Raw genomic sequence first — 25,622 nt, forward strand, 5'->3', positions numbered from 1 at the left:
AACGGGCGACGGACTGCTTCGAAGACGAGGGACTCAAACAGATCACGTTGCAAGTTGTCGGCGGAGGGTCGAGTGCCGTCGCGTCCTGGTCTCCGGTCACGCGCACGCCAACCCGGCCACAACCGCGTAGGTGCTCGTCGCTGCGAACGAGGATGCCGTCAACGAAGCGTCCTTCACGCTGATCGGCAGGCGACGGCCTGCAGGAGCTGAGCATCCGCGCGTCGTCGATTCGAAGCGAACTCGCTCAGATTCTTTCGCGCCTCACCCATCACGAGCACGAGGCCTTCAGGTCATCGGCCGACGGTGAGACCGCGAGGTCCGGCTCCGCATCTACAGCTCATAGTCCTCTAACCCAGCCAATGGAACCGCCCGATCTCACAACCCGTCGGCCGATCACTGACGATGAGGGCATAGCTGACGGCGCGGACTCGTAGACTTGTTCGTCGAATTCATCAATATGCTGCGGGTGCATCATCAACTCATCGCACGGGTTAGTGGGGCGGCGCTCCGGGAGCGGAGCCCTATCACTGTGATAAGAACCGGACCTGTTGCAGGGGATTAGTGAATAGGACGCACAGCGGTAGTCTAGGCTTACAAGTAGTAGTAGTAGTCAACGGCGTCGTCTTGCTAATCGTCTCCCCGCTAGCGACATTTCGGCGCGGTATTTACCGATGAGGCCACTGTCCTGACGATGCCCGGCAGTATAAACAGTGGGCCACGTCGGGGACGCTCCACGCTCGCCGTACTAGTCGCGCTCGACAGAGTCAGTATGTCTCGGGCTCACTCGTTAAGCCAATTTGTGTCGTACAGTATGCTCCGCGCACGAGCCGGGCGATCCGACAGGTGCGCGTCAGTCGCACTTCCTTGATCGGGTCTCGCGCGTCAAATTTCGGTAGTAAGAAACCGAAGCGACCTCTGTCGCGGCGTGTGGGTGCGGCACGGCAAGTGCGCCACACGCCTCGCATAGGGCAGCGGCATGTTTGCACGTATATAGCGGAGTAGTTCTGAGGTTCTGGACGTTCGGCTTTGGCTGCAGGAATGCGCGGCAGGTCATCCATCTCGAGGGAGTGGACTTGCCAGACGGTCATGCCTTCAGGTAGCCGGGACCCCGTGCGCCATTGCGCTGGACTGAATGCGAGCGGCCATTGGGGACGACATGCTTAGTGTGCTCAAATTTCAGTCGAGGCAGTCGCGTGGTTTCCTACGCCCAATCGAAATCTCTGTATCGATAGTATGAAGTCGGGAGTCCATGTATCTGTAAATGTTCATCGAACTCCCAGACGGTCCCGAACCTCGACCCCCCAGTTAGTGGTCCACGGGCAACACGACCAACAATCTGTTCGAACTGAATTGCGCTGCCGACTTCATTGAGCAATAAAACATCCGTGACTGCCGGACAATCGTATCCAGTCGCTAGGAGACGGTAGTTAACCAGGACGTCGACAGTCCCTAGTGCGAACGAGCTGATCGCACGATCTCGGGCGATTTCCGACATTTCGGAGTAGACGGCTGTCGCGGAGATCCCCAGCGTCGTAAGGACTTCCGCTAGGCAGATGGCAGCGGCTACCGACGACGAAAAAACCAGGGGTTTCCGTCCGCGATTCACAAGAGATCGAACTGCCTCTACCGCAATACGGAGGCGCGTCACCTCTGCGTTCTTGCCGATTGATTGTTTCGTCAGCTTACGGAACCTAAGATTAGCTAATACGCCCCGACGCTGGAGGGTAAGCACTGGATTCGGACCCAGTCGTTGACTCACCAACAGCCGATTATCGAAGAACTCTGAAAGCGAATACGACTCCAAGTCGACCGATCTGCCAGGTGTAGCCGATAGTCCTAAAAGCGCAGCCTTGCCGATGCCAGCGCGCGGCCTCATGCGAAGCGCCTCGACGCTCGTGCGGAAGGTACTCGCTACGGCCTGGTGGGCCTCGTCAAAGACAACCAGATCCCAGACTCCCAGATCGCGACCCTCCCTGATCGCACGATGAACCGCCTGGGGAGTTGTTATAATCAGTGTCGGTTCGGGCAGATCCCTAAAATCGCGGCTCACAGCAATATCCGGTGCAGACCCATATTGCTGCCACAGGTCCAAGGCTGCCCCGAAGGCCTGATGCACGAGTTCCCGAGTCGGTGCCAACCATATCACTCTCCGCGATTCGTACTCGTCAAAACAAGCAAGACAAACCGAGATCCCAGTGCGAGTCTTACCTGCACCAGTTGGCAACGAAATTAGAGCGGCATTTCCCCCTGTGATGTGCCCATCGAGCGCTTCGTTTACGAGATCTTTCTGGTAGTCAAATAGCGCGGGCCGCTGCTCGCGCCTCTTAAGCTGGATTAGTGACGCACCGGAAGGCTCATCATTGGGTTCTTCTTCTGCTAAGTCGGCCTCCGATGGCGCACCGAACTCGAAGTACTCCGCGAGCTGGGTCTTGAGAGCGTCAACCTCACGCGCGAGCCGGGACATCCCTACAGCTCGCACGTCTCCCAGACGGCACGAAGCCGACTTCGAAGCATTTCCCTTCCGCGAGTAACGGACGGCTCGTCTCCGTAGGTATTGCAGATTCGACTAGCCCAGCTTTTATTGTCGTCTTTCGTCAAACGTTTGACCGCCCGGGAGATCTCGACACTGAATCGTCCGACCTGAGAATCCACATTCGAATCCCAGAAAGCGTCGAAGTCTGAACGCAATTCAGGCTCCGTGCGCTCGTCGTACACAACCAATGCCGCCAGAAGGAAGAGAATATCTTTCGCGCGGGTCGACGCTCCCTGTGTGAAGTCGATGCCGCCCTCAGGCTTCCGCAAGGAGCCGAGCCAGAACCACTCGGTCTCGTCCTCACTGTTGACCTCGGTTTCGAATGAGATTCGCAAGATTTCCGGGCAGCTCATGATGACTCGGTTGAGTGCACCCACATACTCGCGGGCCCGGGCTAGCTCATTGGGCACCTTAGTCGGCATCTTCGCCGTACTGTCCGACAAGATCTCGCCTGCGGACTCAGACTCCTCCGAGAAAGGCCCGAAGACTACATCACCAAAGTCATCGGCGAAATCGTCGTCTTCGTTGTCTAAATCGAGTTCGTCGAGGTCCTCGTCACGGATCTTTGCATAAGTTAAGAACCCCTCAACTAAGGCTCGTTGAAATACGACATTAAATGCAAGATTATCGGACTTGTATGACTGAAGCTGGTCCAGCTTGGCACGGAACTGACTCTCACCACGAGGATTCTCTTCGTCCATCGCAATGCGGGTCATAAACTTGTCGTAGTGCCTATGCGACTCGCCTACAGAGTTTCGCTCCCGAGACATCGCAAGCCACAAACGATACCACTCTTGGAACTCGAGCCCGTAACTACCGTTCTTGCTACGAAGCTCAATCAGTTCGGAGTACGGCGACAGCTCAGTGATGATGTGAAGCAGCGCGGGTTGCCAGTTTCTTTCGAAGGCATCTGCTATTTCGTTGATGTCGTCGTCGCTATAGGAGAACGGCCGCATACTGACACCCTCGAGATCAGTCAAGCGTTCAACGGCGTTACGGAGTCCGATCCCCATACTGTTCCGCAAGACCTTGATCTGATTGCCAATCGCAGCATAGTCCATCCAATCAGAAACAGGCGGCGTTTTCAGTGTCTTGGTCACAGTCCAGTCTAGTCCGAGCACTGTGGTCAGGTACGGCCCATCGTCAAATTTCGCTTGCTCACTATGCCAGTCAACCAGCGACAATGGAAGGACCGGGTTTTCGCCCGAAAGCGATTGAATATCGCCTTCTAGATGCTCGGCTATCAGCCTGCGTGTGCAATGGGCATGAGGGTCACGGTCGTCGAGGAGAATTTGACGCCCACGCTTCACTGTCTGCGCATGCTTATTGAGGTCGGTAAAGAGCGCGCGCATGACCTCGACGGTCTGAGCTTCTTTCGGGGCACGATAGCCACAAAACTCATCGAAGAGTAGGTAGATGACGGGTACCCGAGAGTCGTTCAGACTTGGACTCGCGCTGTCTCCGACAATCTTTTTGATCGCAGCCAAACGGTGCTGGCCGTCAATCGCCACCCCAAAGATCTGGTTCTTGTTCCAACGCATCCGACCGGTCCGAAAACCCTGGTCGGTAGGGCGCTTCCAGTCATCCCAGTAGCCAAAAGAAATCGGACCAAGTTTTTCAGTTCTCGCAAACGCCTGTGCACCGGAAAGTTCGGGGGCCTCCCAGTAGTCCGGACGATCGCCGAAGCGATCCAAAATCTGACCATTCTCACCGTCAAATGGCAGTAGCGCAATGGTGATCGAGTTGAAAAACTGGGCGTGATCCTCGCTGCGGAGGTACGGGACTATCTGCCGCTCAACCCGCATCCAGTCGATGTCGCGCTGGAATAGCTCCGACAGTTTCCAGGGAATCTTCTCGACGCCGGGTATGTCGCTGGCGAGGCGAAGGTCGTCCGCCGCTTCGCGAAAGGTCACACTCGACACGAAGTAGGGAACTGTCCACTTCGAGAGCTGGAATGCGCCATAGATGAAGTTGAAGTCCTGCGTGGCTGCTACATCTGGGATCAAACGAGACATTGGTTGTTCCTATCCTATGCGCTGCGAAAAGCCGGCGACTGTCACAGTCGATGTCAGATACTCAAGAGTTTGACGGGCTACCTTGGATGCTAATTCGTCAGTAGCACGAACGATGCAGTAGTGGAGCGTGAGGTCCCGCCAATCGAGCTGAGTCGATGTGTTTATAATCTGGCCGAAACTGCTCTGCCCCTCGATGTGTTCTGCAACTCTGGTGACAAGATTGCCGGTCTCCCCCACATAGAGAGATGGCAAGTGATTATCCAGGCCCGCCAGAAACTCGGTCATCCAGCGTCTCGCCCGCTCATCAGACAGGAAGGTCCGAAGATATCCGCGCTTGTCCTTTGAGAGACCCCTACCGGATAGTTCGATACTCTGAACGGCTAAGAAATGATTCAGTTGCGTATCGATAATTTGGCCATATGGCGAGGAACAGAGCTTGTCGATCCACTCAATGAACGCTGACGGATCAGATCGAGCCACGATATCGGGCCGCAGCGTTCTCTTCCACATATAGACAGCCGGCGTACGGGGTATCAGGTCATCTATACCCTCATCGACCCGCAGCGCGTCATACAACGCTTCACCTGGCTGCGATGCCCAGAGTTGAATCACCACCTGCTCGCGGTCCTTGTCTCACAACGCGCACACGCTGCACTGGTCGGCATCGTCGTCGTCATCGAGAGCGTCTGCTAGCACATCCCAAAGCGGCAAGTTCTTTCGCCGCTTAGCTGCATGCTCCTTCGCCTGCTCGTGCCGATCCATGATTTCTTCGCGCCGTGCAATCAGCTCTGGCAGCGATTCGCCACCGGACCACGTATACTGCCGGCCTTTCATCGCAAACTCGCCGAACGACGCGTCACCATCCGCGCCAGCCTCCTTGCGCACCTTCGCCTCAACCGCGATAGCGCGTTCTAGCAGATCAGGATGGTGATCAGCAAGACCAACCCATTCTGCCTTCCGCTGGTAGAAGCAGAAGTAGCAACCCGAACGAGTACGCCATTCGTAGTACTTCGGCAGACCTATGCCCGCGTCGTCGAGAATCCTGATGACGCCTGCGTGGTCAATGTCGTCTTCAACGAACGGCAGGACCGTCTTGATGTTGGGCTTAGTACTCACATATCCTTTGCGGCCGGACTCGTCCGCGCGGATAGCGACGTATGACACTGCCTGCGAGTCGCCGATCCACTCCTCCAGCGGCTCGATCTTCATCTTCTTGGTGCACCAGCGCATCTGCGGCGAGGGAAGAGCGCCACGATAGACGTCGAACCAGTGATCGAAGCCCTTCCGAGGGTTCAGTCGAGCAATGGGTTTGCCAAGTGCCGTTTCGAGGCGATCCAAGTATTCGTAGGTTTCAGGGAGCTCGGCGCCTGTGTCGCAGAAGAAGTACTCCATCTCGGGCACGCGGTCACGCATGTAAACCGCGAGCGCGCTCGAGTCCTTACCTCCACTGATCCCACAAATATGGCGTACCTGCGCGTCACCCATGTTTGACACCTTTCGCTCGTGCTGTCGGCTCGGCCTGTGTCGGAGCACCCAGCTCGTCTATCGCCAACCTTGCCATGAGCAACCGACAAGCAGCGGCTCGCGAGCCCAGCTTGCCGGCCAACCGCTCCACAACGTCTTCAAAGTCTGCGTCGATCAGCTCTCTATCTTCATCTGTGATCGCAACTAGTTCGTTCCACTCCTGCCCATCAGGCTGGGTAAGCGTTACCCTCGCCGCCTGGAAGCCGACTCTGTCGGCGGAGCGAGCTCGGTTGTCGTAAAGGAGTGCCTCGGTTCGACGCATAGCACCGCCGACCTCAGCGACGCTGAGAGGGAAACGTTCCGCAATGTCGTCCGTCCAGACTCGTGGGGCATGCCCTTCAGCGACCACCATCGCCACGTTCTCGAGCCACGGTTGGGGCGGCAGGTCCCGAGCCAATGCTCCAACGAAGCCCTTCAAACGCTGCTCCAGAACACGGCCGTGGAGTTCTGTTGCTCGGGGAACTAGCCGTTGATGCAAGTCAGTTTGATCACCTGGCACGGCGAGTGCTGAACCGAGCTCGTCGGCAATTTTGGTGAGAAGGTTTCCGTACGCAGACCGTAGCTCGAGAACAACTTCCGCGAGCTCCTCAGCGAATTGTGCCGCTCGACTGCCGTTGGCCCGACTCTTAGCTTGGAACGGCGCCATTCCCAGGACCTTCGGAAGTGTCTCGAAGATCAAGACATCTGGCTCAACGGCCGTGTGGAATGAGTTTCGGACGTCGAGCGCTCGTCGGGACAACGCAGTCTTGGACTTCTGCGTATACGGCGGGAGAAGGCGTAGTTCGCGGTACAGCGCCGTCGTAACGTTTAAGAACGTCGCATCTGTGCCGCCGGGTCCCTTGATCTTCAGTCGCTCGGCGAGCGCATTGATGACTGTGGAACGTGAACTTCCGCGTGTTGCGCTGTTACGAATCGCGAAGTGGAACGGGTTCTTCGCTAACCGTTCTGCGACAGCATCGTCGATCTCTAGTACGAGGCTGCCGTGCTCGTAGAGCGCAACCTCATCCCGTCTCGCCAAAAGTAAAGCCACCGCAAGTAAAGGCAGAACACCATCTTTCAGGCCGTACGGCGGTCGCTTCGCAGTGTCGAAGACCTGAGAGAGTGGCATCCGCTCGTCATTGGCTGAATCGATCACCTCGCAAAGCGCACTCCATAGTGCTTTCCATGACTTTTCAGACGGCTGACCGAGCGACCAACCGGACGACTCTCTTATGCGATGAATCCCCGTCCATCGCAACAAAGACTCGTACATCGCACGCTCGGGTCCGTACCCCTCAATCCCGAAGGCCTCAACGTCGGCCGACTCGATCATCGCGTCAATCAGAACCCGCCTAGCCTTTGCGCCCTGGCTGGTGAGCTCACGGCGAGCGATCATCTCGTTTCGTAGTGGGGGCGTTGCTGAGTACCTCAGGTCGCAAACCGCCGACAGCACACTCGATAGACCGGCAGCAGGTTCGATCTCGTATTCGGTCCCGGCCAAATGCCACCCGGATTCCGCGTTCCAAGTACGCGCGACCGACGACAGTAGCTCTTGATGGGCTGCAGCAGCTCGTTCAGACAGCTCACGCACCGCAACCCAGTCTGCGCCCTCTTCGAGTGCGGCTCGAAGCGCAAGTTTCAGCGCCGCTGCTTCTACCGCCGCAGTTCGCACCTCGGTGAGCTCGTCTGTTTCGACGATGATGAGTGGACGAGAGTCCTCGATCCCTTCCTCGGGTAGTTCGACGCCATCAGCCACGCCTTGCGGACTCGTCGAGTAAAGAACCACACCGTCCCAGTCGTGTTCCATCGGGAAGTCGCTGTCCGGATCGCCAAAGGTCTGGCCAAAGACGCGCAATACTCCCGACGCTTGACTGTGGCGACCAGCGACAACAGGCTGTAAGTCTGCTGATTCATTCAACAACTCGGCGAGCGGCGCTGGACCGACCTGGCGTCGCGCACTGTCGATTGCACGGCGAAGGTCGTAGTCCGACCCTTGCCAGATTCGATACTCGTCGGAAAATGTCCGATGAGCTATGAGTCCGCGCTTCTCGAGCTTTCTGAGGACCTTCGCGGTCTCGGCGCTCGTCTCTGTCCCGTCTTCTCCTGTAGCCAAGGCAAAGTCAAGAATCTCCCGAGATGCCCTTATCTTACCGCCAGTCGATACCAAGTTCAGAAGGCCGATAACCTTAACGGCACGGAGTTCTGGGGCCGTTAGACCAGCTGTATCCCGGATTCGTGTTTCGATCTCGAGCCAGCGACTCGCACCTGTCGATACACCGACCGCACTTCCGCTCGACTCGACAAAATAGTCGTAGACCCGGTCTAGTCCGATGAGACGCAACGACTCCGTCGGAGACCAGTCTAGCTTCTCTAGTTGGCTCGGGACCGCCCGTGGTTCACTCCCAGCGAGGAACGAGAATAGCGTACGTTCATTCTGTCCATATCGAGAACAAAGGTCAGGCAAGACCGCGAGAGTCAACGGGTGCAATGGGATTGACGCCTGCGCGTCGTCGTGCAAGTCTCTGAGATTGAGGGTTGTGAGCTTCTTCGCCGTGCGGTGAATGTAATCGGTGGCCGCCGCTCGGATGGGTGAGGACTGCTCCAATGACTCGACGATCAAGCGCCGCGACTGCTCGGCGGTGTCGACATACGGGATGTCCTGAAACCGACCCTGCACTTTCGCCCACTCGCGGCGGCGCGCAGCTGAAGTCTCTTGTACGTACTCGTCAAAAGCAAGGTGCTGCATCGTGAACACGATGAGTGGCAGCGCGCCCTGCCCCTGCGTTACTTCGGCGATCTCCTGCAGGAGGTAGGGGTCTCCCTCATTCTTGGCTTGAGCGTACGCCTCGAGGTTCTTACCAAACTCATCAATAACAAGCAGAACTGGACGTTCAGCGCACAATGCGCGCAACGATTCCAGGACGACTGTCTCCGACTGTGCATCCATCAGCGCTAGCGGGTGCCCTTCACCCATCGAGCGCAGTACGCCGGCCTGGATCGCTCGGGCCGCAGTCCGAGCGACTGATTCAGGACGGGCCGCCGCCGCGGCGGTGACGAACCCCGAGGTATTTGCCCCAACGTGCTTGCGCGCCCTGGTCATCAACCGGGCGGTCTCGGGATCGGCAGCCCGCAACAACTTGGTCGCAGCTTTGTACTCCGGGCTCGCGTCGGCCGCTAGTAGCGCTGATAAGAACAACGCAAGAGACGACTTGCCGCCGCCATGGGGACCCGTGAGCGAGAACGTGCGTCCTGCGCGTGGATCAAGCATTCCCTCTGCCACCCGCTTGACGACGTCGACAGCACGTCCCGTAGGCAGGTAACCCTCCACGGCCTCTGGACCGTGGTCGCGTTCAACGTTCGCGGACCGTCCAAACCTCGGCTTGGTTGTGACAAATTCTGCGAGGGTAGTCACTTAGCTGGCCTTTCTTCGGTCGCACCGGACAGCGTGAGCTGACCGTCGGCCGGTTCCGACGCAGCCCCTATCCCTAGCCGCAAACGATCAAGATCGGCGGCACCACGACCACGCCTTCGATGGTGAGCTGTCACGAGACCGAGGAGCGCCAACTCTGCGTCACCCGAGATCACCAGCTGGCTGGTCCCAGCTGGCCTCGCCAACGATATGCCCCCCACGCGGGAGGTGACGGACTCTACTGCCGCTACGATGTCGTCCTCGCTCAGCTTGAAAATACGGCCGGGGGACCCAGGATCAACTGCAAGCCGCGTCACAGTACTCGAACGCTGGCAATCGCGAATTATGAAGTCCAAACACGCGTAGACGATCGCTGTGTCGGTTAGGCCTGGCTTCGGCCCTCGGATGAAGCGGTAGCTGCTTCGTCCTCCCGGAGAGGGAAGGACGAGGCCTAGCTCCCGAAACGGCGAGTCGAGCAGGTCGTCAAGCGTCTGCCTGGCACGTGCCTCACGCCGCGTATACATGCGGAGTAGGCAGTCCACGTCCTTGCTGATTGTTGCCGGCTTCGGCTGCTTCCACGTCGTCGCTGACACTTCATCGACACAAAACTCGAACAGCGTCTGCTCGGTGAACTCTGTCGGAGTGAAGTCGTTGAACGTGGAGCGCCATATTGGAAGAAGCGACGGAGCGCTCACCGCGTGCCAGTGCAACATCCAGAGCGTCGTCGGGTCCTCGAGAAAGGGATCTAGCCCGAAATCGTCACTAAAGAGCGAAGCACCTAGTGCAGTCGGAACATGAATCGATTGGCGCGATCGATCAGGATGCGGAAGCCTCATTACTACGCGCGTCGCGACGGCCCAAAATCGAATCGCTTCGACCATGTTCTTGCCGACACCAAGCTCGACCGGCGCGTCTGGCTCGCTGAACGCCGTAGGGTTGCGGACCGCAGCGTCGAACCCCTTCTTGATCCAACCAAATCGTGGATGAAATGTTTGGTGGCCGGCGAAGAGCGGCTGCGCGGCTTGCTCGAGTGTCATCTACAAATGTCTCCTAAGCCGACAGCTCGCGTACCCGCGTAACGGCATCGACGATTCGTTCCGTTGCGCAGTTAACCTCAGACTCCGTGGTTGGCCGACCTAGCGAGATACGCAGGCTCTCCGACGCCTCAATTTCGGAGCATCCCATCGCAAGCAGCACATGCGACTGGGTCGGCACCGCTGACTGGCACGCACTTCCAGACGAAACTGCGACGTCGGGCATCGATGCCATCACTGCATCCGCATCTGCACCCATGAAACGAAGATTCAGCGTGTTTGGCAGCCTGTTCTCCTTAGATCCGTTGAGCTCGACAACCCCAGGGATAGAACTATCTAGGACCTCGTACAGGGTGGAGGCAAGCGACTTGAGTCGTGCCTCATCGGCGGTGACTTCCTTCGCAGCGAGTTCAGCGGCGAGTCCAAAGCCGGCGATCGCACTCGTATTCTGTGTTCCACCGCGAAGTCCGCGCTCTTGACCGCCCCCCGCGAAGAGCGGAACCAAACGTGCTTGTACGTGTCGGTCTGCAATGAGGGCCCCGGCGCCCTTCGGCCCATACATCTTGTGGCTACTGCAAACCATCAGATCTGCAGCCGCGGAAGCCTCGTCAAGGGGCCCTTTGCCCGCGAGCTGCGTTACATCGACAAAGAACGCGGCACCGGATCGAGCAGCAACCTCACCGGCCGCCCGCAACGGATGGATCACACCCGTCTCATTGTTCGCTGACATCGCCGCCACCAGCGACACGGTTTGGTCTACAACTGATTCTAAGTGGTTGAGATCGAGCTCCCCTGACTGCAAGACCCGCACCAGGCGAACCTGTCCCCCGGTCAGCCGAGCACCCAAATCAGCGGCCGCAAGGATGGCTTTGTGTTCCGTCGCCCCGACGACAACGTTCGGTCGGTCAGGAGCACCCAGCATGGCTCCGACGATCCCAATTGTTGCAGCCTCGCTCGCGCCGCTCGTGAAAATCACGTCGCGTGGACGCGACAATGCGAAGGACGCGACACGATGTCGGGCCTCCTCGATCAGCTCGGCGGCTTCCCGTCCAGGCGTGTGCTGAGTACTTGACGGATTCGCGTAGCTCGCCGAGATCACCTCAACCTGCTCCGCAACCCTCGGGTCGACGGGTGTCGATCCGTTGTAGTCGAGGTAAATCATGGTGCACCAATCCTAGCTTGTGCTCGGTTGCCGACATCGCTCTGCGACGCCGCCAATTCGGGCCGGCTACCTGCCTGGATGCGCCTGCCAGGCGTCGCAATTCAACATAGGCTAACGCTCTGACACTCCGTCGCTGTGGAGGCTCGCGGTCTGTCCACGTGGCACCTATGGGCTGATCCCCTACACAGCCCGGTGTCCGGCTACCATCAAAACGCCGTTTGACCACTGTGTCGACCGTCAACAGCAGGGAGGCCGACAGTGACGGAGGGCACGCTCGAGTGGGGCTCAGCGCGCGACCGAACCGCGATACGGCGCAGCGGCCTCTCGATGCCGCTGCGCACGGCCCTGAGGGATCGTCTACTCACCTCGGACCGATCAGTCCTCGATTACGGGTGTGGGCGGGGCGAAGACGTCGGCAGACTCTGTCATATGCAGTTCGATGCATATGGGTGGGACCCCTACTATGCGCCCGACGGCCGACGCGATCCCGCTGATGTCGTCATGCTGACCTACGTCCTTAACGTGATCGAAGACGTCACCGAGCGAATGGAGACGCTTCGCCAGGCATGGTCGCTCGCGCGCAAGGCCCTTGTCGTCAGCTGCCGACTGGTTTGGGAGCGATCGCAAGTTTCGGGTAGAGATCGTAGCGACGGCGTCCTGACGTCCAGGGACACATTCCAACACCTCTTCACAACGAACGAACTGCGACGCCTAGTTGAAGACGTGACTGGTCAACGCTGTCTCTCCCCCAGACCTGGCGTCGTATATGTCTTCAAGACTGACGAGGAACGTCTGGCCTACTTGGCACGCGAGACCATAGGTCGACACGAGTGGGCAGTCAGCTCCGATCATGCTTCAGCAATCGCCGAGGTGATCTCCTTCGCCGAGACGAAGGGTAGGCCCCCGCTCCTGGAGGAAATCCCACCTGAAACAGCGCCTCTTATCGCTGAACTCACCCGCTCACAACTCCTTCGCTTGGTCCAACGGTCTGCAAACCCTGTGCTGGTCACAGAGGGTGTTAAGCGATCGACCCTGGACGCGCTCCTTTACCTCGGCATTTCAATCTTCAACGGTCGTCCTCGACTTCCAGACCTGCCACTCTCAGTGCAGGCTGACATCCGAAGATGCTTCAGCAGCTATAAGGAAGCGTGCGTACGCGCAGACAGGCTTCTCCTGAAGATCCGGGATGACACCTACATTCGCGGCGCAATGAGCAACTCTGTCGGAAAGCTGACTGCCACAGCTCTGTATACCCACAGAAGGGCAGTTTCGGGTATGCCGGTAGTTCTGAGACTGTACGAGCATTGCGGGTCTGTAGCGGCTGGACGTCCCGACGGCTGGAACATGCTGAAGCTGGACCATCGTGGCCGAAGGGTCTCATGGTCGTGTTACCCAGACTTCGACAAAGATCCCCATCCAAAGCTCGCGTGGACGTTCGGCGTCGATATGGCGAGTCTTGAGAGCAAGCACCAGTCCTTTGAAAGTCGTGACAACCGTCCGCTTCTGCATCGGAAAGAAGAGTTCGTCGCGGTTGACGACGAGTACGCCCCCAAGTACCGGCGTCTTACTGACGCTGAAGTGAAGGCCGGACTCTACGCAAATCCGACTGTAATCGGGCTTGAGCGAGGGTGGGAGGCCGAACTGACACGCTGCGGTGTCGAGCTACGAGGACATCGCCTCGTCAAGCGCCGCAGCTCTGACTTAGACCCGGGCGAACACCGCTGAGCGAGAACGGGGCAAGCCTCATCGAAGTTACATGCGACTCACCAGCTGGTCCGAACCCCGGTTACGGCCCCGATCTCGCTTCTGCCACCCGTCCATACAGATGATCCGTGCCAAGGCACCGACATAAGCGGTGCGGAGCGACCACTGCGAGCTAGTGTCTGGGTGTGACAGTCGAACACTCAAGCAAGAGTCTGACCCAAGTCGTCAACGAAGCATCATCGGGCGACATTCTGCTCCCAAACTTCCAGCGTCAGTTCGTTTGGACAGCTGATGCGCATCGACAGATCGCCGCATCAGTACTGATAAACATTCCCTGCGGCTCCCTGCTTCTCGTAAAGGGGAAGTCGACCGACTTCTCTTCGCGAAGAGTTGGCCACAGTCAGTCAGAAGCAGACAACCAGTCTGGAACTTCATGCGAATTCCTTCTCGACGGACAGCAACGTGTGAGCACTTTGCGCGCATTGTTTTCCGACCCATTCAAAGGAGACTGGGTCGAAGCTTACAACCAGACATTCTCCCGCCTCCGATCGAGGTGGGCAGTTCGCGTCAGGCCGGCAAAGCCTGAAGACCCCGATCTGTTTGGTTGGAAAACGCTCGATTTCAAAGAGCTGCCTCCTGAACCCGATTTGGTAAGCGATGCAATCGTCCAGCACCTAGTTACCAAGACGAAGAACTTTGAGAAATGGGCCCACCCTGCTTTCGAGACCGACGCAAAGCTATCGGCCCGGCACCTAAGAACTGGTGCTGCCGCAGCGAGCGATGGACAAGTTCCGTTGTGGGAGGTCTGCAACAACAACGAGCTCACGATCGCCAAGATTGCACTTGACGAGATAGCTGAAGATCGACGTAAAGAGATACTGGCCTCCATTCGCGACAATCAACTCAATCTGGAGGAACTCGACGACTTCCTTAAACCCGACGAACAACCCGAAGATGTCTCTGACGACGAGATCGACAATCGACTTCGCGATAGAAAGTATGCTTGGATTCAATCGATTTTGAATCTTCTTCGCACTGTCAGAGAGTTCAAGCTCTCGACTATTACATTGACAGCGGATGAACTTTCAAAGGCAATCGCTATCTTTGAAGCAATCAATCGTGGCGGCACCCCACTAAGCGCATTCGACCTAGTTACAGCGCGCTACGCTCGCGGCCAGTCGGGACATTCCCTGCCAGAACTTGTTCAGGACTTCATTACCCAGTACCCATCTGCGCTCCCGCCTGCGGTTAGCACGAAGCCGGCATATACCGAGTGGGCAGCAGAGGATAACGTAGGCCTGGTCGAAGGAGCGCTCACCACCAACTTCAAGACTCAGTTCCTACAGGCCATGTCTATGAACCGGACGCTGTCGATGTACGGTCCTGGGCACAATCTCGCGGTTGACGAGATCAAACCACAGAATACCTTGCAATTCTCATCAGCGGAAGTTGATAAGTTATGGCAACCAAGTTGTGACGCGATCTTACAGGCCTGGAGATTTCTCCAGGTCAGGTGTGGCGTCAAAGACGAGGGTGCGTTACGAAACAAGTTACTGGTTATTCCGATTGCGGCCACTCTTCCATCCATCAGTGGATCGGACATCAAGAAATACAATATGGTCGAATACTGGTACTGGTGCTCCGTTCTGACTAGCACCTACACAAATCGTCAGAACGAGAACGCAGCAGCTGATGGGAACCGACTTCGTGAATGGCTCGCGAATCCAGGAGGCGTAAATCCTTTCGCATCACGGGAACTGCGTGTGTTCAATGACGACGGTTATTCGTCCAGGGAATCACTCTTGCGCACTTCCGAAGAGTCACGCGTCGGAACCGACGTCGGACAGTATCTTCTTCAATTCGTTTGTGCGACAGGTGGGCGAGATCTGTTAACCGATCAGTTAATTAATGTCCAGCGGGATAGCCTCCAAGATCACCACTTGATTCCCCTAGCCACTGCGACCACTATCGGTCAGTCGTCGTCAGAAATTAGGAAGGGAAAGACTGAGATAGCCGAACTGTTGAATAGTCCTCTGAACAGAGCCTACGTCCTAAAATCTACGAATCTCTCGATAGGTTCCAAGAGTCTCCAGCAGTACATCTCGAGCATCAAAGACTCCGCTAAGAGCAGTCTTCACCTAACGCTTGATTCGAGTTACAGTCAAAAAGACTCGAGTTTCCTCGAATACGCGCGAGACACAATGGGCGCCCGTTTTGATCAAATAAAGTCAGCTACCGTTAAGCACCTGTCGAACCTCAAACCCGCGCCGTAGTGTGGTTCGGCGGAGCGCGGAAGTACACCGACCAGGGCCTCCGCTTCCTGCGCCGATCGCGCCCTCCCCTACACCGGTAACTGACTCCCCGACCGCCGCAACTCCGAGAACGCCTTGATCCCCGTCGACGTAGCGGTAGCAACCGGCCGCAAATCCGGCCCGGCCTCCGTCTTCGACACCATGACAACATTGTCCACGTACGGCTGAATCGTGCTGGTGTTCTGCACCGTCGCGACGATGATCAGTTGGAACCCGAACTTCCGGAACGCTGACAGCGCCTGCTGCGCGAACTGCGGGTCGGACTTGGAGAAGGCCTCGTCGAGCATCAGCTGGGCGAAGATCGGCCGGTTGTCGTTGCCGCGGGGGCTGGCCAGGTTGAAGCTCAGTGCACCGGCGAGGCAGAACGCCATCAGCTTCTCCTGCTCGCCGCCGGAGTTGTCGCCGGCGTTGGAGTAGGTGCGGATGGTCTCCCCCGACTCGGCGTCGTGCTCCTCGCAGTAGAAGTCGAAGCGGTTGCGCACGTCGAGAGCATCTCGCGTCCACTGGCGGTCCTCCGGGGTGTTGCCGGCGAGGCGTTCGCGCAGCAGCAAGATGTCGGAGTACTGCTCGAGAATGGCCTGCTCGTCGCCGAAGCTGACCGCCGTCGCGCGGTTCGAGATCTGGCGGGCCTTCTCGGTCAGCTCCTCGACCGCGGCGAGCTTTTTGCGACCGGGACGCAGCCGGAGGCGTGTACCGCGGTTAAAGGCAACCGCACCCAGGCCGGTGTTGACGCGCTCGATCTGCTCGACGATGCGGCGTTCCTCAGCGTCGGCGGCCATATGCAGGCCCAGGATCGCGCCCGGCGCCTGCTCGGTGATCAGGCGGCGCATCCGCTCGTAGGCGGCGGGCAGCTCGCGCTCGTCGATGCGGCGGCAGACGGCGACGTAGTCGTGGAGACGTTCGTCAAAGTCGTCGCTGTCATTCGGGATGGCGTCCGGGAACTCCTCGTCGTAAGTGTCGAGGATGCGAGCCAGCTCGTCGCGGGAGCGTCGGGCATCGGACCGCATGCGATCGCGCTCGCGGCTGGCTGCCTTGACGATCTCCTGGCGGTACGGCTCCGGGTTGAGCACGTCGAGGGTCGCGCTAAGGTCCTCGCGGAAACCGTCGAGGGTCTTCTCCGCCTGGGCGGGAACGTCTTCGGGCTTCAACCGGTCGATGAGGTCCAGGAGCTGCGTGCGCCGTGAATCCTGGCGGGCGATCTTGTCCTTGACCAGCGCAGCCTGCGAAATCGCGTTGCGCACCTGCTCCCACAGGTCTTCGGCCTTGCGCTGCAGCGCTTCGACGTCGGGGTTTTCCTCGATCAGCAGATCGTACTGGTCGGTGAGCTGATCGACCCGATCGTCGACTGAGTCGACGTCGATCTCGTTCCACTGCGTGAACTGCTCACACACACGGCGATACGCGTCGCGGCGTCGTTCCTTGGCGCTGCGCTCACGATCGAGCTCGGCGCAATCCTGGCGGGCATCCTCGAACGCCCGCTCCTCGTACTCGAGTTCATCGCGCAGGGCGGCGATCTTCGACGCGACGTCGCCGACGAAGATGTACTGCGACCGACGGAGCTGCTGGCGATCGTCCTTGACCGCGAGCTTCGCCGAATCCTTGCGCAGACCCTGGTCGGTGACGGCCTTGGCGTGCTGGGAGAACTCGCCGGGACTGTCGACGCACATGTGGTTGCCCAGCTTCGACAGCACCGTCATCGCCTCGGCGGCACACTGGTGCGAGGCGTCGACGGGACGCAGCTTCGACGCCAGGGTCCCCGGCTCCAGAACGGGCATCGGGCGAGAGTCGGCCTGGTGCAGCTGGATTCGGCCGCGCATGTCGTGCGAGTTCACGAAGCGCAGGGCGGCGCGGAAGTGCTTGTCGGGCACAAGCAATCGCAGGCCGACGTTGCGTAGCACCTTCTCGATGGCCAGACGCCAGCGCTCTTCGTCGGGGTCGAGTTCGACGAGTTCGGCGACGTACTTCAGCTCGGACTCGTCGATCTGCAGTCCGTGGGCGATGGCGCGGCGCATCTCGTGCTCGGTGCGCGGGAGCGCGGAGCCGGCGTTCTCGACGCGACCGAGCTCCTCCATCGCGGCGTCGCGGCGGGTCCTTGCGGCGACCTCGCTGGCCAACGCCTCGGCGTAGTGGGCGCGACCGGCGTCGAGCTGGCCGTCAATCTTGGCGGCCTCCTCGGTGAGTTCCTCGCGGAGCAGCCAGAATCCCTCGGCCCGGGTGGGCGGGGTGAAGCCGAGCGCGGAGACCTTGTCCTCGTACGCGTTGCGTCGGGCGGTGACCTCGGTGCTGAGTTTCTGTGCGCCGCCGAGCTGCTCGCGCAGCGGGGCGAGGTCGCCGGTGGACGTGGCGATCCGGGACAGCAGCAGGCTGTGGTCCTGGCGGAGCTGGTCGTGCTGGGTGGTCAGTGCGGCGAGATCACCGTCGAGGCGGGTGATCTGGTCGTCGAGGTCGGCGACCTCGGGCTGCGCGTTGTGGATCCGCAGGTTGTTGACGTAGCTGCGAATGGTGGTGTTGTCGATGGTGTCGAGAACGGAGAAGGTGGCCGCCTCCCCCGCGTACCGCTCGTGCACCTCCTCGATGTTGCCGAGGATGGTGCGCTTGCGGCGCGCGACGTCGAGCAGTTCGCGGGCTTCGACGAGCGGGTCGATCTGGTCGAGGGCGTCGGCGATCCCGACGATGCTGGTCGGGGCGTCGAGCATGAACTCCCGCACGAACTGCGCGAGCCCGCCGACGCTCTTGAGCGACTTGGCCTTTCCGAGGAGCTGCTGCGCGGCGTCGGAGCCGCGGATCCCGATGAGCGAGTACAGCGTCGAGAGGTACTTGCCCTCGCCGGGGCCGCCGCGCCAGCCGCGGTCGCGGAACTTGGCCGAGTTGTAGTTGTTGGCGGCCCACTCGTTGCAGGCCTCGACGATGTCGGCGTCACCGTCGTAGATGAAGTACGAGCTGTGCGCGTCGGTCATCTTGCCCGCGGCAAGCCATTTCAGCACCAGGCCGGTGATGGCCTCGCCCGAGCTGGAGGTGTAGGTGACCGAGATGGCCGCCCACGCCGGGCCGGTGCCGCGCAGGTACATGATCTCGCGGTGGGCGTTGGTGCCGTCGCGCCGCTCACCCCACGCGCCGCGCACGTACTTGCCGACCGTGCGCTTGCCGCTGGAGGATCCGGCCGCCGTCGCATCGCCCGAGGCGTTGAAGTTGCGCCGGTGATCCGGCAGGAACGCCAGCGAGATGGCGTCGAGCAACGACGACTTACCGCTGCCCGACGAACCGGTGATCAGAGAACCGTTGGGACTGAACGGGATCGAGTGATATCCGTCGAACACGCCCCAGTTGATCAGCTGCAACCGGGACAGGTGGTACTGGTCGACCTGCCCGCTCACCAGTCGTCTCCTTCGTCGTTCTCGCCGTACGCGTTGTCGCCGTCGAGGTCGGTTGTGTCGTCGTCGCGGTCGGCAGGTTCGTCGGCGAGGTCCTCGGGTGGCACTTCACCGGTGTCACCGGATCCGATGAACTGCTCGAATTGCCTTTGCAAGTCGGTGATCACCGACGCCGTCATCACCGCCGAGATGACCGGGCTGACGACGAAGGTGTCGGCGTCGTCGCGCTGCTTGCGCAGGAACTCGAGCTCCTCCATCTTGTCGAGGGCACGTTCGATGCGCTTGTCGAAGAGCGCGAGGTCGCGGTCGATGGTGTTGGTGACGCCGGCGAACAGCTCGTGGATCTCCTCGCGGGTGATCAGGACGGGCTCGTCGCGGGCGGCGCGCACGTACTTGGCCAGGTGCAGCGCCAGGATGGCGTCGTAGGTGTGAATCGTTTCGCGCTTGAGGATCTTTCGGCCCCAACGAGAGTCGTAACCGGCCTGCTCGACGAAGGCGACCTGTAGTTCGTCGACGATGCGCAGCCGGAGGTCGAGTTCGGACAGACGGCCACGCAGCACGTCCTGGTACTCGGCGACCCACGACCACAGCTGCGGCTGCCGGTCACCGCTGATGTAGCGACGGGTCAACAGGTTCTGCAGCGCCCAGCACGCGCGGTCGGGCAGCTCACTGACGTCGCCGTCGAAGCGTGGCGCGTTCGGCGTGTGGGTCGCCGCGCGGTTCGCGACGGTGGGCAGGTCGTCGAAGCCGGCGAATTCGTCGGGGGTCGTGGGGGCAGCGTCGGACTCGGGGGCGGTTTCGGGACCCTTCGTGGCTCGCTGCGCTCGCACCTCAGGGAGCGGGGGGTCGTCCGCTCGCACCTCAGGGGGCATGGGGTTGGCGTCGTCCGCGCGCACCTCAGGGTCGCCCTTCGTGGCTCGCTGCGCTCGCACCTCAGGGAGCAGTTGGTCAGCCTCAGGGGGCAAAGATGTCATTCGGCGTCGACCTCCGCAGTCGGAATCGGTTCGGTGAAGGTCAGGTCAGGCACTTCGATGGCGTGGTCGTCGCCAATCAGGGACCGGAAGCGGACGGTGGTCATCGGTACCTTCTCCCCTGCCGCTTGCTGTTTCGAGGCCCACGACCACAGGACGATGACGTGCGCGAGGTACGGCTCCTCGAGTCCGCCGATGACGTCGGCGAGGGCGACGGGTCCGGTGGCGACCGCGGCGTTGACGGTGTCGGTGAGTTCGGTGGTGTCGACCTGGCCCGACAGCGAAGCGAACGAGGTGAGGTCGGCGTCGAGAGTTGCCGGGAGTGCCGGCGCGGGCGGCACGTGTTCGCGGATCTCGAATGCGAGTCGGCCGATCGAGTTCACCGTCGGCGCGGCCAGCGGTAGCTCGTAGCCGATCCGACGGTCGGCCAGCGAGGTCTTGAGCAACTCGTTGGCGGTGGCCAGGGCGTCGTTGAGCTGACGGGCGAGGCCGCGGCTCTGCTCGAGCGTCCCGGACGCGACGAAGCGTCGGATACGGCGTGCACACCGCTGCCGGGTGCGGCCGACCTCGGCCATCTGTTGGGTCACGAGGCCGAAGAAGTTGTCCATCACCGACCGCAGGCCCGGGTCCATGCTCGGGAAGCTGGCGATGATCGTCTCGATGTCGGACTTCAGGCGGGCGCGACGCTCCGGATCCTGGATCAGGTGCGAGAACGCCTGGTACGACGCGGACTGCGGCGAGTCGAGGAGCGCCTCGTAGTCGTCGAACAGCTGTCGCTGGCGGTCGCGGTAGGCGAGGTCGGAGTCGCCCGGGTCGTCGAGCAGCGCGGTGGTGATGCGGTCGAGCATCGTGCCGTACTGGCCGATGTCGGAGATGATCTGCTCCATCTGGTAGCCGATGGTGCGGGCGGCGTCCTCGGCGACGCGCAGGTCGACCGGAGGTCGTCGGCCGGCGTCGAGGTCGGCGAGTTCGGCGTCGAGGTCGGACATCTGCGCCTCGATCTCCGAGCGGATCTGGTCGGGATCGCCCGTGACCTGACCCGCGACGCGTCGGAGCTCGGCGGCGATACCGGTGATGGACCCGCCGGTGGCGATCGAATCCTCACGACGCTGACGCCGCATGAAGTCCAGGACCGAGCGCGCCTCGCTGGTGAGATGGCACAGGTTGGGGGCGTGCGGGTCGGAGGTGTCGGTGACGCGGTGCAGCCAGCCCTGCCGGGCCCAGAGTTTGACCAGCTCGAGGCCGGTGGCCTGATCGGTGAGGTCGAGGTCGGCGAGGTCGCGGTCCAGGCGCACCGTCAGCTCGGTCTCCGACAATTTGGTGCCGTAGTCGAGGTGACGTTCCATCAACGTGACATAGAGGGCCGAGTTGGTGGCCGCGAAGAGTCGTCCCACCGCCGACTTCTGGATCGCGCGGTTCGATTCCCACGCGTCGGCCAGCGTGAGCTGCACGGACTCGGGACCGCTCGACGAGCCGGGGGCCTCGACCGGAGCCGGGAAGGCTGAGAACTCCATCGCCGCCTCACGGGGATCTCGGGGACTAGAGGACCCGGGTAGTCTGCCACGCCTGGCGGCCGCCGCCCCACCCGGTGGGTCGCGCGTCGAGCCGCGTGCGAGATGCGTCGCTACCCTGAGCGGCATGGTGATGGCTGATCGTCCGGAGGTCCAGACCGCGTCGGCGCCGGTGACCGCGTTGACCGTCGTCGGACTCGCGCAGAGCATGATCAACGGCCTCGCGCGGGTGCCGTTCCGCAAGCCGTGGTCGGGTCCGTCCGGGCTGCTCGACAACCTCGGCCAGTCCGTCACCCGCCAGACCATCCGCGCGTTCATGGGCTACTCGATGGGACTGCCGATCGAGGAGTTCCGGTCGATGGAGAAGATCCTCGACGACGTGTGCCGCGTCGTCATGCCGCCCTTCGTCGAGTTGACCGACGGCGTCGAACTCACCGACGACATCGTCGGCGGAGTGCCCGGGTTGTGGTGTCGCGCCAAGGCCAGCTCCGACGCCTACGTCGACGACGATTGCGAGAAGGAGGAGATCGGCGCGACGATCCTCTACCTGCACGGCGGTGGATACATCGGGACCTCGCCGATGATGTACTCGGCGTTCGCGTCCTCGCTCGTGCGGATCTCCGGGCACGAGGTGTTCATCGCCGACTATCGGATGGCACCCGAATTCCCGTTCCCCGCAGGCGTTCACGACGCCGCGGATGTTTACCGCGGGCTGCTGGGGCGCGGCGTCGACCCCGACCACATCATCGTCGCCGGCGACTCCGGCGGTGGTGGGCTCGCGGCGTCGCTGGTGGCCTACCTTCGGGACCTCGACCTGCCGCGGCCGGGTGCACTCGCGCTGTTCTCCCCGGAGATCGACCTGGACCTCGACCACCCGTCGATCACCGAGAACGCCCCCTACGACATCCTCCCGTGGAGCATTCCGGTCACGCCGTACCTGCACGGCGTCCAGCCGAACGACGCCCGGGTGTCGCCGGTCAACGCCGAACCCGATCCGACATGGTTCCCGCCGACCTTTGTGTGCTGGGGCGGGTGCGAGATGTTCCGTGATGGGATTCGCGACTTCGCGGCGAGGCTCGAGGCGTCGGACGTGACCACCCACGCCATCGAAGAACCCGGCATGTTCCACGTCTTCCCCATTCTCATGCCGTGGGCCGAGGCGTCGAAGCGGGTGTTCCGGGCGTTGTCGGAGTTGGCTGAAGGGCATGTCGAAGGAGACCCGGAGGCTGTGCAGACGCACTGATTGGTTCGACCGTGTGTGGGCGGGACCCTTCGTGACGGCCCTCCGCAGGCTCCGGGCCTCCTCAGGGAGCAGTGGTGGGTTGCCCTCCGCAAGCTCCGGGCCTCCTCAGGGACCGATGGGGTGGGCCGCCCGCAGGGAGCGCTTAGCCGAGGACGAACGCCAGCAGGAAGCCCGCTGCGGTCGCGAGACCGATCCACCAGCCTCCCTCGCGGTAGGCCTCGGGCATCAGTGAGTTGGCGAGCACGCCGAGCGTTGCGCCGCCGGCGAAGGCCTGGACGAGGCTGATCGCGGTCGGCGAGATGGTGTCCGCCACCGCATAGCCGCCGACGGTGACCGCCACCAGGACGACGGCGGTGAACATCCACATCGCCAGCGCCGAGCCGATCGACGCGTCGTGCTCGCGGCGCATCAACGACGCACCGCTCACCGCTTCCGGAACATTGCCGACCGCAATGGCCACCACCAGCACGAGCGAACCGCCCGCGGTCAGCGAGACGCCCAGCGCGGTGTTCTCCGGCACGCCGTCGAGGAAGACGCCGATCATCAACGCGGGACCGATCGCCGACGACCCGAGCTTGGTCTCGACGAGACGGTCGGCGACGACGTAGACCGCTGTCCCGGCGAACAGCGCGAGCGCAGCCACCCCCGTGCCGGCCTGGTTGAAGGCGGGCTCGAAGAGTTCGGTCGAGACTGCCGCGATCATCGTGCCCGCGCCGAACGCCATCAACGTCGCCAGGATCGGATTCGGCAGGTTCCAGCGCAGACCTATCGCCGCACCGACCGCGATGGGGATGGCAGTCGCGAGCCCGTACAGAACTGCAGTGAGCATGAGGACAAGGTTGCTCCGTCGCGCGGGTGATCGCGAGTGTCGCGCGCAGGGGGTTCGGTGGGTGGTTGCGGGGACCCTTCGTGACGGCCCTCGGCAGGCTCCGGGCCTCCTCAGGGAGCAGTTGGTGGTTGCTCTCACAGGAGGGAGCAAGAGCAGATCAAGGATCTGCAATCCAACAGGTCACAGAATTGCGGATACCTCGATGGACCCGGTCTCGACGGCAGGGATACACTGGGTCTCGTCCGACGAACCGGTCAGACCCCCGACCCGACCGGTTCGTCGGATATTTTTGTGCCCACATCGTCGGGCGCGTGTCGGTCGACCGACCAGGGTCGTGTTACACGGATCGGCAGTTTCTTTATTCCGCCGGAAACCATTCGGTAATCGACGACGAGTGAACTGTGTGTCGTAGCAAGTAGTCGCTACTCTATGAGACCGGATCTTCGGTCGAACCACTTCAGGGCAATGATGCCCGACCCACCCTCGCACGTCGAACCGCCCCCGCGGCTCGACCACCTGCAGACACCGTCTCGCCATCCCAGGAGCTCTTGTGCCTTCTTTCGACGAAACCATCACCGAGAACATCGCCGCATCGCTGGCGGAGATCCCGCACCCCTCACTTCCCAAGGGCTCCAACATCTATGGCGGCACCAAGATCTTCCCCGACTATCAGGCGGAGAACGGTGAGTCGTACTTCACGCTCGTGCACGGCATCGCGCACGAGTCGTCGGTGTCGTTCGTCGCCGTCCTGCAGGCCACCCGCGCCCTCCGCAAGGGCTTCGAGTCGGCCATGTACTTCTACGGACCTGGCGCCATCAATTGCCTTGCCACCCGGGGCTTCCCGACGACGGGCGACTCCGGCTTTCCCGGTGAGCAGAACATCAACAACTCCCTCGAGACCTTCATCTCCGAAGGCGGCACCGTGTTCTGCTGCCGCTTCGGCCTCGCCCTGCACGGCGGACGTGAAGAGGACCTCATCGAAGGCGTCATTCCCGCGCACCCGCTCGACGTCCAAGACGCACTCATCCACTACGCACGCAAGGGCGCGATCATCAACTCGACCTACATGGTCTGACCCACAGCAGCTTCCGACAACCACCTCTTGGGAATCACATGACCACCATCGGAACCGTCGCGGCCAACTTCACCCGCGATCTCGAGCAGAACTACGCGACGATCGAACAGTATGTCGCCGAAGCACGAACGCGGGGCGTCGACTTCCTGGTGTTCCCGGAGGCGGCGATCGGCGGATACCTGTCGTCCCTGGGCAACCACGGCGACACCCAGAAGAACAGCGCCCGGTCGTTGCCGCCGGCGATCTCCCTCGACGGTCCCGAGATCGCTCGGGTGCAGTCCATCGTGGGAGATCTCGTGGTGGCGATCGGGTTCTGTGAACTCGGCGAGGACGGCGAGACCCGCTACAACGCGGCGGCCGTCCTCGACGGCAACACCATCTACGGCAGCTACCGCAAGGTCCATCAACCGCTCGGCGAGAACATGTCGTACTCGTCGGGCACCGGGTACGACGTCTTCGACACGCCCGTCGGCCGGATCGGCCTCCAGATCTGTTATGACAAGGCGTTTCCCGAGGCTGCCCGGATCATGGCGCTCAAGGGAGCCGAGATCATCGCCAGCCTGTCCGCCTGGCCGGCGGCCCGCACCGCGACGGCGGAGAACCTGCAAGAAGACCGCTGGACCTACCGGTTCAATCTCTTCGACACCGCTCGCGCGCTGGAGAACCAGGTGTTCTGGGTGGCGGCCAACCAGAGCGGCACCTTCGGGTCGCTGCGCTACGTCGGCAACGCCAAGATCGTCGATCCCGGTGGAAATATCCTCGACACAACCCTTCTCGGGAGCGGCCTGGCCGTCGCCGAGGTGGACATCGCGGAGAGCTTCACCGCCATGCGGGCCGGGATGTTCCATCTGAGGGACCGTCGACCTGAGGTGTACGGGATGCTCGTCGAGGCTGATACCGACCCCGACGCGTCGGCGGCCTTCGCATGGCGGGACCTCGCGCATGCCTGA

At 61.2% G+C, this 25,622-nt stretch carries 16 protein-coding genes; 5 read left to right on the plus strand and 11 right to left on the minus strand.

Annotated elements, in window-relative coordinates:
* Positions 1 to 1,201: 1,201 nt before the first annotated feature.
* From B1818_RS24800 to B1818_RS22760, 7 genes are all read right to left on the minus strand, one after another.
* Positions 1,202 to 2,464: a DEAD/DEAH box helicase family protein gene (locus B1818_RS24800; protein ID WP_078114097.1), complete on the minus strand. Its 1,263-nt coding sequence runs from the start codon at positions 2,462 to 2,464 to the stop codon at positions 1,202 to 1,204.
* 2 nt (positions 2,465 to 2,466) lie between these two features.
* A complete protein-coding gene (locus B1818_RS22740) occupies positions 2,467 to 4,548 on the minus strand; it encodes a DNA sulfur modification protein DndB (protein WP_078114098.1) in 2,082 nt (693 codons plus the stop codon).
* Positions 4,549 to 4,557: 9 nt separating this feature from the next.
* Positions 4,558 to 5,163, minus strand: a complete 606-nt coding sequence (locus tag B1818_RS24075) for a hypothetical protein (RefSeq protein WP_139363085.1) — start codon at positions 5,161 to 5,163, stop codon at positions 4,558 to 4,560.
* A gap of 18 nt (positions 5,164 to 5,181) precedes the next feature.
* Positions 5,182 to 6,033, minus strand: coding sequence for a phosphoadenosine phosphosulfate reductase family protein (locus tag B1818_RS22745; RefSeq protein WP_078114099.1), 852 nt, complete (start codon positions 6,031 to 6,033; stop codon positions 5,182 to 5,184).
* Positions 6,026 to 9,379: a hypothetical protein gene (locus B1818_RS22750; protein ID WP_254859859.1), complete on the minus strand. Its 3,354-nt coding sequence runs from the start codon at positions 9,377 to 9,379 to the stop codon at positions 6,026 to 6,028. The genes B1818_RS22745 and B1818_RS22750 overlap by 8 nt, the downstream gene beginning before the upstream one ends.
* Positions 9,380 to 9,459: 80 nt before the next feature.
* Positions 9,460 to 10,497 carry a DUF4007 family protein gene (locus B1818_RS22755; RefSeq protein WP_078114101.1) on the minus strand — a complete coding sequence of 346 codons (1,038 nt, stop codon included), beginning with the start codon at positions 10,495 to 10,497 and terminating at the stop codon, positions 9,460 to 9,462.
* A 13-nt stretch (positions 10,498 to 10,510) separates the two neighbouring features.
* On the minus strand, positions 10,511 to 11,656 hold the full coding sequence (locus B1818_RS22760; RefSeq protein WP_078114102.1) for a cysteine desulfurase family protein: 1,146 nt from the start codon (positions 11,654 to 11,656) through the stop codon (positions 10,511 to 10,513).
* A gap of 258 nt (positions 11,657 to 11,914) precedes the next feature.
* Here B1818_RS22760 and B1818_RS22765 point away from each other — a divergent pair, with 258 nt between their 5' ends.
* The gene (locus tag B1818_RS22765; protein ID WP_303048507.1) at positions 11,915 to 13,381 is read left to right on the plus strand and encodes a DNA phosphorothioation-associated putative methyltransferase; all 1,467 of its coding nucleotides are present in this window, start codon (positions 11,915 to 11,917) and stop codon (positions 13,379 to 13,381) included.
* A gap of 164 nt (positions 13,382 to 13,545) precedes the next feature.
* Positions 13,546 to 15,633 (plus strand): DUF262 domain-containing protein, encoded by a 2,088-nt coding sequence (locus tag B1818_RS22770; RefSeq protein ID WP_176455982.1) that lies wholly within the window; start codon positions 13,546 to 13,548, stop codon positions 15,631 to 15,633.
* A gap of 68 nt (positions 15,634 to 15,701) precedes the next feature.
* Here B1818_RS22770 and B1818_RS22775 read toward each other — a convergent pair whose 3' ends face one another.
* From B1818_RS22775 to B1818_RS22785, 3 genes are read right to left on the minus strand one after another with little or no spacing between them, the layout of a single operon-like run.
* A complete protein-coding gene (locus B1818_RS22775) occupies positions 15,702 to 19,046 on the minus strand; it encodes an ATP-binding protein (RefSeq protein ID WP_078114104.1) in 3,345 nt (1,114 codons plus the stop codon).
* Positions 19,043 to 20,017, minus strand: coding sequence for a DUF4194 domain-containing protein (locus B1818_RS22780; protein WP_078114105.1), 975 nt, complete (start codon positions 20,015 to 20,017; stop codon positions 19,043 to 19,045). The genes B1818_RS22775 and B1818_RS22780 overlap by 4 nt, the downstream gene beginning before the upstream one ends.
* Positions 20,014 to 21,528, minus strand: a complete 1,515-nt coding sequence (locus tag B1818_RS22785) for a DUF3375 domain-containing protein (RefSeq protein ID WP_078114106.1) — start codon at positions 21,526 to 21,528, stop codon at positions 20,014 to 20,016. Before B1818_RS22785 ends, B1818_RS22780 begins: the two co-directional genes overlap by 4 nt.
* A gap of 124 nt (positions 21,529 to 21,652) precedes the next feature.
* On the opposite strand from B1818_RS22785, the gene B1818_RS22790 reads away from it, so the two are divergent.
* Positions 21,653 to 22,768, plus strand: a complete 1,116-nt coding sequence (locus B1818_RS22790) for an alpha/beta hydrolase (protein ID WP_078114107.1) — start codon at positions 21,653 to 21,655, stop codon at positions 22,766 to 22,768.
* 142 nt (positions 22,769 to 22,910) lie between these two features.
* On the opposite strand, the gene B1818_RS22795 is transcribed toward B1818_RS22790, so the two are convergent.
* On the minus strand, positions 22,911 to 23,597 hold the full coding sequence (locus B1818_RS22795) for a ZIP family metal transporter (RefSeq protein WP_078114108.1): 687 nt from the start codon (positions 23,595 to 23,597) through the stop codon (positions 22,911 to 22,913).
* 550 nt (positions 23,598 to 24,147) lie between these two features.
* Here B1818_RS22795 and B1818_RS22800 point away from each other — a divergent pair.
* Together B1818_RS22800 and B1818_RS22805 are read left to right on the plus strand one after the other, a co-directional pair.
* Positions 24,148 to 24,672 (plus strand): MSMEG_0572/Sll0783 family nitrogen starvation response protein, encoded by a 525-nt coding sequence (locus B1818_RS22800; RefSeq protein WP_004019804.1) that lies wholly within the window; start codon positions 24,148 to 24,150, stop codon positions 24,670 to 24,672.
* Between the two features lie 38 nt (positions 24,673 to 24,710).
* Positions 24,711 to 25,622 carry a carbon-nitrogen hydrolase family protein gene (locus B1818_RS22805; protein ID WP_078114109.1) on the plus strand — a complete coding sequence of 304 codons (912 nt, stop codon included), beginning with the start codon at positions 24,711 to 24,713 and terminating at the stop codon, positions 25,620 to 25,622.

The organism is Gordonia sp. IITR100, from assembly GCF_002009645.1.
Taxonomy (GTDB): domain Bacteria; phylum Actinomycetota; class Actinomycetes; order Mycobacteriales; family Mycobacteriaceae; genus Gordonia; species Gordonia hongkongensis.

Excerpts from the sequence above, each read along its gene's own strand:
- B1818_RS24800 (WP_078114097.1), bottom strand. The coding sequence starts at position 2,464 with ATGTCCCGGCTCGCGCGTGAGGTTGACGCTCTCAAGACCCAGCTCGCG.
- B1818_RS22740 (WP_078114098.1), bottom strand. The coding sequence starts at position 4,548 with ATGTCTCGTTTGATCCCAGATGTAGCAGCCACGCAGGACTTCAACTTC.
- B1818_RS22745 (WP_078114099.1), bottom strand. The coding sequence starts at position 6,033 with ATGGGTGACGCGCAGGTACGCCATATTTGTGGGATCAGTGGAGGTAAG.
- B1818_RS22755 (WP_078114101.1), bottom strand. The coding sequence starts at position 10,497 with ATGACACTCGAGCAAGCCGCGCAGCCGCTCTTCGCCGGCCACCAAACA.
- B1818_RS22760 (WP_078114102.1), bottom strand. The coding sequence starts at position 11,656 with ATGATTTACCTCGACTACAACGGATCGACACCCGTCGACCCGAGGGTT.
- B1818_RS22780 (WP_078114105.1), bottom strand. The coding sequence starts at position 20,017 with ATGACATCTTTGCCCCCTGAGGCTGACCAACTGCTCCCTGAGGTGCGA.
- B1818_RS22785 (WP_078114106.1), bottom strand. The coding sequence starts at position 21,528 with ATGGAGTTCTCAGCCTTCCCGGCTCCGGTCGAGGCCCCCGGCTCGTCG.
- B1818_RS22790 (WP_078114107.1), top strand. The coding sequence starts at position 21,653 with ATGGTGATGGCTGATCGTCCGGAGGTCCAGACCGCGTCGGCGCCGGTG.
- B1818_RS22795 (WP_078114108.1), bottom strand. The coding sequence starts at position 23,597 with ATGCTCACTGCAGTTCTGTACGGGCTCGCGACTGCCATCCCCATCGCG.
- B1818_RS22805 (WP_078114109.1), top strand. The coding sequence starts at position 24,711 with ATGACCACCATCGGAACCGTCGCGGCCAACTTCACCCGCGATCTCGAG.